The 7,043-nt window shown below is 64.5% G+C and carries 6 protein-coding genes; all 6 read right to left on the bottom strand.

Annotated features, from left to right (window positions below):
- Window positions 1–1,891 (bottom strand): potassium transporter Kup (locus AC1DN0_RS35825; RefSeq protein ID WP_477146402.1); only part of this gene is annotated, 1,891 nt, incomplete at its 3' end.
- A gap of 306 nt (window positions 1,892–2,197) precedes the next feature.
- Entirely contained in the window at window positions 2,198–2,908 is a 711-nt protein-coding gene (locus tag AC1DN0_RS35820) for an ABC transporter ATP-binding protein (RefSeq protein WP_035860120.1), read from the bottom strand.
- Entirely contained in the window at window positions 2,905–3,708 is an 804-nt protein-coding gene (locus AC1DN0_RS35815; RefSeq protein ID WP_477111173.1) for an ABC transporter ATP-binding protein, read from the bottom strand. Before AC1DN0_RS35815 ends, AC1DN0_RS35820 begins: the two co-directional genes overlap by 4 nt.
- Complete coding sequence (locus tag AC1DN0_RS35810) at window positions 3,705–4,730, bottom strand: branched-chain amino acid ABC transporter permease (protein WP_441631247.1); 1,026 nt, start codon at window positions 4,728–4,730, stop codon at window positions 3,705–3,707. The genes AC1DN0_RS35815 and AC1DN0_RS35810 overlap by 4 nt, the downstream gene beginning before the upstream one ends.
- Before the next feature lie 4 nt (window positions 4,731–4,734).
- A complete protein-coding gene (locus tag AC1DN0_RS35805; protein WP_447428473.1) occupies window positions 4,735–5,601 on the bottom strand; it encodes a branched-chain amino acid ABC transporter permease in 867 nt (288 codons plus the stop codon).
- Between the two features lie 137 nt (window positions 5,602–5,738).
- Window positions 5,739–6,920, bottom strand: a complete 1,182-nt coding sequence (locus AC1DN0_RS35800; RefSeq protein ID WP_045241734.1) for an ABC transporter substrate-binding protein — start codon at window positions 6,918–6,920, stop codon at window positions 5,739–5,741.
- Between the last annotated feature and the right edge of the window lie 123 nt (window positions 6,921–7,043).

Raw genomic sequence — 7,043 nt, 5'->3', positions numbered from 1 at the left:
CCTTGGTACCAAGCTCCACCACCCGGTTGGCTGGGATCTGGAAGAAATCCGAAGGCTTGGCGCCGTTCTGATGCATCCAGGCGAACAAGCTCTCGCGCCACATCGACATGCCCGGCAGCTTTGAAGGAATGACCGACTCGCGTGCGATGAAGAACGACGTCTCCATCAACTCGAACTGCATATTGAGCTTGCGCTGGGCCAGGTCCAGCACCCGCTGCACGTCCGGTGTTTCCTTGAAGCCGTATTCTGACTTGAGGATAAACACGCCGCCGCCAAGGTCCTTGCACGTGAGGCGATGATCGTCGTCCACGTAGGGCACGTCGCGCGTCACAAAGCTCAGGAACACCACGCGTTCATGCAGCACGCGGTTGTGCTTGAGGTTGTGCAGCAGCGAGACCGGCACCGACTCCGTATTGCCGGTCAGGAAGACGGCCGTCCCTTCGACCCGGTGCGGTGGGTGAGCCAGCAGGCCGCCGATGAAGGGTTCGAGCGGAATGCCATCCTCCAGGCTGCGCGCGCGCAGCAGCTTGCGGCCGCTGTGCCAGGTCATCAGCAGGAAGAAGGCGCTGCCGCCCATCAGCAGCGGGAACCAGCCGCCCTCGGCGATCTTCAGCAGGTTGGCGGAGAAGAAGGCCAGGTCGACCAGCAGGAACGTCAGGCCGATCAGCGTCACCAGCACCGGGTTCCATTTCCACACATTGCGCATGACCACGGCGGCGAGGAAAGTAGTGATCACCATGGTGGTGGTCACCGCGATGCCGTAGGCAGCCGCCAGATTGTCGGACTTCTTGAAGGCCACCACCACGATCACCACCAGCACCAGCAGAAGCCAGTTGATGACCGGCAGGTAGATCTGGCCGATTTCCGCGTCCGAGGTATAGCGGATGCGCATGCGCGGCACGAAGCCAAGCTGGATGGCCTGGCTGGTCAGCGAGAAGGCACCCGAGATCACCGCCTGCGAGGCAATCACCGTCGCGCAGGTGGCCAGCAGCACCATGGGGATCAGCAAAGGCTGCGGCACCATCAGGTAAAACGGGTTGCTGATGGCTTCGGGATTCTGCAGCAGCATGGCGCCCTGGCCGAAATAGTTGAGCATCAGGCACGGCATCACCACCGCGAACCAGCCCATGCGGATCGGACGGATGCCGAAGTGGCCCATATCGGCATAGAGCGCTTCCGCGCCGGTCAGCACCAGGAACACCGAGCCGAGCACCACAAAGGCCTGCAGCGAATGCTCCATCAGGAAAATGACCCCATAGTACGGATTCACCGCCATCAGGATCCCGGGCGCATGCACCATGTGATACACGCCCAGCGCGCCGAGCGCCACGAACCACACCATCATGATCGGCCCGAACAGCTTGCCCACCGCGGCGGTGCCGCTGCGCTGGATCATGAAAAGGGCCACAAGGATCACCAGGGTGATCGGTATGACAAAGTGAGAAAGCCCGGGCGCGGCGATTTCCAGGCCCTCGACGGCGGACAGCACCGAGATCGCGGGCGTGATCACCGCGTCGCCATAGAACATGCAGGCGCCGAAGATGCCGAACATCATCAGCAGTTTCGCCATCCGCGAACGCGGCGCGGCGGTGCGCAGCGCCAGCGCCATCAGGGCCAGGATGCCGCCCTCGCCGTCGTTGTCGGCCCGCATGACGAACATCACGTACTTGAGCGACACCACGATGATCATCGCCCAGAACAGCATGGAAATGATGCCCATCACGGCCGCGTCGCTGAAGGGAATGCCATGCTCGCTACTGAAGCACTCCTTCAACGCATACAACGGACTGGTACCGATATCGCCGAAGACGACACCGATTGCCCCGATCACCAGCGCGCGCCTGCTGGGACTTTCTACAAAATAATGACTGGTGGTTGCGGGCTGGGTCATGGATAGAGGTCTGGTTGAAGGGCTCGCGCAACGCCCTCGGCACACGGCGCGTGCGCCTGATCGGGCGCAACGGCAACGCGCCGCTATTGCATTGCACAAACGCGCGCCATTCTAGATGAAGTGCCGGGTGGCGACCACTGGGAGCGTCCCGCCTGGAAACCCGCCATATGCTGATGACGCGTCAAGCATGAGAGGGAAGTCCCGGCCGGTCAAGCGCTTTGCGCGCCTTGAACCACAAACCTGGCGGAGCCATGCATGCGTCTTGCCGTTGCTACACCACCACAATTTGTGTCGATTTAGGCACAATTAGACACCTAAATAGCGATCCAGCAGGCCCGGTTGCACCGCCAGTTCCGCGGCGGGACCGTTCATGACAACCGCGCCCTTCTCCAGCACCACCACGCGGTCGGCATTAGCCAGTACCGTGCGGTAGTTGCGGTCCACCACCACGGAGGCAATGCCGGTGGCGCGCACGGTGGCGATGACCTGCCAGATCTCGGCGACGATACGCGGCGCCAGGCCTTCGGTCGCCTCGTCCAGGATCAGGCAATCGGGATTCGTCATCAGGGCGCGCCCGATCGACAGCATCTGCTGCTCGCCGCCGGAAAGCTGTTGCCCGCCATGGCCAAGGCGCTCCTTGAGACGCGGAAAGAGATCCAGCACCCTTGCTTCGTCCCAGTCCAGCCGTCCTGACGGGCCCTTGCGCGCCGCCATCACAAGGTTCTCGCGCACGGAGAGGTTGGGGAAAATCCCACGCCCTTCGGGCACATAGGCCACTCCCAGGCGCGCCACCTCATAGGGCTGCGCGCGCGAAACGTCGCGCCCGGCGGCAAGAATGGTTCCCTCGCGCTGCCGCACATGGCCCAGCAAGGTGCGCAGCAACGTGCTCTTGCCCATGCCGTTGCGCCCAAGCAATCCCACGGTCTCGCCCGCGCCAACGCTGAAATCGACCCCGCGCAGGACATGGCTGCTGCCATACCAGGCGTGCACGCCGCTCGCTTGAATCATCGCGCTCATGCCGCTTGCTCCCTGCGTGGCGCCGCTTGCACGGGGGTCGCCACCCCCTCCTCGCCCTCTTCGCCAAGATAAGCCTGCTGGACTTCGCGGTTGACGCGGATCGCGTCCGGTTCGCCCGAGGCGATAACGGCGCCGTTGACCATCACAGTGATACGGTCGGCGACCGAGAAGACCGCCTCCATGTCGTGCTCGACCAGCAATACCGCATGGCCATCGCGCAGCGAGCGCAACAGGGCCAGCATGCGCGCCGACTCCTCCGCGCCCATGCCCGCCAGCGGCTCATCCAGCAGCAGCACGGTAGGTTGGGTGGCCAGGCACATGGCGACCTCGAGCTGACGCTTCTGGCCATGCGACAAGGCCGTGGCGATGGTATCGGCACAACCCGCCAGGCCAGCGCACTCCAGCGCCTCGTCGCCCAGCGCGCGGCTGGTGCGGCAGCGCTGCGCGTCTTCCCACAGCCGCCAGGCCCGCTGCGCGCGCGACTGGGCCGCCAGCCGGCAGTTCTCGCGCACCGTCAGCGGCAGGAAGATATTGTTGCGCTGGTAGCTGCGGCCAACGCCTTCGCGCGCCAGGCGCGGCTGCGACCAGCCGGTCACGTCGCGCCCCTGCAGTTCCAGCCTGCCCGACGAAGGCGGCAGTTCGCCCGACAGCATATTGATCAGCGTCGACTTGCCCGCGCCATTGGTGCCGATCACCGCGTGGATCTCATGCAAGGCGAGGTCGATATCCACGTCGCCCACCGCCGTGAGGCCACCGAAGCGGCGGGTCAGCTTGCGGGCCGACAAGACAGGTGCATTCATCGGGATCCCCCTTGGCGCCGGCGCGCAACCCCGCGCGCCAGGCTGACCAGTCCATGTGGCAGCAAGGCCACCGCCACGATGACGAAACCGCCCATCAGCAGTTGCCAGTGCTTCGTCAGCGTGCTGAACCATTCCGCGAGCAACACGAAGGAAAAGGCGCCCAGCACCGCCCCGGCCAGGCTTCCCGCGCCGCCCAGAATCACCATCAGCATGGCGTTGCCGGACTGGTGCCAGGATGCGATCTCCGGATTGACGAAGCCATACTGGATGGCATACAGATAGCCCGCCAGGCCGGCAAACGTGCCGGCCACCACGAAGGCGCCGAGCTGATAGCGGTAGGTGGCGTAGCCGGCGGCGCGCATGCGCTGCTCGTTATGCTTGATGCCCACCAGCGCATGGCCGAAGCGCGAGCGCAGCACCACCGCCAGGCCGGCCACCGTCAGCGCCAGCGCGCCGAGCACCAGCCAGTAGAAATGCGTGACGTCGTTGACATCGAACGGCCGCGCCCCCAACAAGCCGAACTCGGGCCGGAAATAGATATAGGTGCCGTCGCTGCCGCCTGCGATCTTGGTGTCGTGGAACACGAAGTACACCATCTGGGCGAAGGCGAGCGTGACCATGATGAAATAGATGCCGCGCGTGCGCAGCACCAGCGCGCCCACCACTAGCGCCAGCAGCGCCGCCGCGCCAAGCGCGCCCAGCAGCAAGAGCCAGCCATTGCCCGGCCCGGCCTGCGGCGCCATCATCGCGGTGGCATAGGCGGCCATGGCGAAATAGGCGGCGTGACCCAGGCTGACCAGCCCGCTGTAGCCGATCAGCAATTGGAGCGACAGCGCGAAGATGGCCATGATCATGACCTTGCTGAGCAACTCGATATAGAAACGTTGCCCGTCCGCATTCAGCAGCAGCGGCAGCACCGCCAGCACGGCAAAGGCCGCCAGCCATCCCAGGCCGCCCAGCAAGTGCGCGGACCCGCCACGCGCGCGCAGCGGACGGTCCAGTGCGTTGATATCGCTCGGCATATCCTTACCCCGCCTTGAACAAGCCCTGGGGTTTCCAGAGCAGGATGAGTGCCATCAACAGGTAGATCAGCACGCCGGAGGCCTCCTGCCAGAACACCTTGCCGAATGTGTCGACAAAGCCCAGCAGCAGCGAGGCCACCATGGCCCCCTTGACCGAGCCGATGCCGCCGATCACCACCACCACGAAGCACACGATCAGCACCTGGCCGCCCATGCCGGGATAGACCGAGGACACCGGTGCGGCGATCATGCCGGCCAGCACCGCCAGCGCCACCCCGAGGGCGAACACGAAGCGGTACAGCACCGTGACGTTAATGCCCAGCGACTGCACCATCTCGCGGTTGGTCGCACCGGCGCGGATCATCATGCCCAGCCGCGTGCGGCGGATCACCAGGTACATGGCCGCGGCCACCAGCAGGCAAATCGCCGAGATAAACAGGCGATAGACCGGATAGGTCATGTCGTTGCCGATCGGCAGCGCCCAGTCGAGCATCGCCGGCACCGTCACGCCGTGCACGTCGTCGTCCACCAGGATGCTGCGCATCTCTTCGAACACCAGGATCAGGCCGTAGGTCATCAGCACTTGCTGCAGATGCTCGCGCTCGTAGAGGTAGCTGAAAAACACCCACTCCAGCACATAGCCGAATGCCACCGCCAGCACGATGCCCAGCGGGATGGCGATCAACAGGTTGCCGGTCAGCCCGGCCAGGGTGAAGGCCAGGTAGGCACCCAGCATGTAGAAGCTGCCATGGGCAAGGTTGATCACGCCCATGATGCCGAAGATCAGGGTCAGGCCGCTCGCCACGAGGAAGAGCAGCAAACCGTACTGGATGCTGTTAAGGCACTGTATGAAGAAGGAAACGATATCCATGGATATCCATGCGGCAAAGCGGCAACTCGGTTGCGGTATGCGGCTCCGCCGCTACCGGCCCGGACGGGACACGGCATGGCGGGCCGGACTTCTGCCCGGTGCCGCGGGAGCGGCGCCGGGCCACAGCATTCAACCGTTCAGAGACGGCAGCCGCGCGCCGGATCGGCCAGCCCCTTTACGGCAATCGCGCCGACCTTGTTCTCGCGGCCGTCCACCTTGCGCAGGTAGAAATCCTGCACCGGATTGTGCGCCTTCGACAGCGTAAAGGCGCCGCGCGGGCTGTCGACCTTGGTCTGCTCCATCGCCTTGATGACCTCGGCCTTCTTGGTCATGTCGCCCTTCACCGCGCCGGCGCCGGCGGCCAGCAGCTGGGCGGCGTCGTAGCCTTGCACGGCGTACACGTCCGGCTGCAGCTTGTAGGTTTTGGCGTACTCCAGGCGGAAGCCCTTGTCGCGCGCGTTGGACAGGCCATCGGCATAGTGCAGCGTGGTTTCCAGGCCTTGCGCCGCATTGCCCTGCGCTTCCAGCGTGCCGTCGGTAAGGAAACCCGAGGCGTAGAGCGGGATCTTGTCCTTGAGGCCCGCCGCGGCCCAGTCCTTGACGAACTTCACGGCGCCGCCGCCGGCAAAGAAGACGAACACCGCATCGGGCTTGATCGACGCCACCTCGGTGATCAGCGCCTGGAACTCGACGTTGGGGAACGGCAGGCTCAGTTCTTTCACCACCTTGCCGCCCTTGGCTTCGAAGGCCTCCTTGAAGCCCTTGACCGACTGCTCCCCGGCCGCGTACTTCCAGGTCAGCGTGACCACCTTCTTCATGCCGCGTTCGGCCAGCACGTGGCCCATGGCATAGCCCGGCTGCCAGTTGGAGAACGAAGAACGGAAGATATTGGGGCCGCACAGCGGGCCTGTGGCTTCGTCCACGCCCGCATTGGGAATGATCAGCAGCGTGTTGTTTTCCTTGGCTACCTTGACGATGCCCATCTGCACGCCGGAGTGTACCGTGCCTACCACCACATCGACCTGGTCGCGCTTGATCAGCTTGGTAGCGTTCTCCGGCGCCTTGGCGGGATCGGACTCGTCGTCCACCTTGAAGTACTCGATCTCACGCCCGCCCAGCTTGCCGCCCTGCTCCTGCACGTACATCTTGAAGCCATTCTCGATGGCATTGCCGAGGGAGGCGTAAGTACCCGTGTAGGGCAGCATGAAGCCAACCTTGATCTTGCCGGTGCCTTGGGCGCTGGCGCCCGCGGCGAAGGCGAAGGATGCAGCAATGGCAAGGCATGCGGGCGCCAGCCCGCGCGATGTGAAGCGATGCATGGATGTCTCCTGGTGGTCAAGCCGACTTCCGTCGCCTGGGCCGGCATCGCCGGCCTGCGGGCTTCCGGGCGACTCGCGGCAATCGCGGACTTCGCGAACTGCCGGAATCGCTGGAAATGCAGG

The sequence above is a fragment of the Cupriavidus sp. 05N39 genome, from assembly GCF_056397325.1.
The sequence above is the reverse complement of the archived record's forward strand: the minus strand, read 5'-3'. Positions and strand labels throughout refer to the sequence as shown.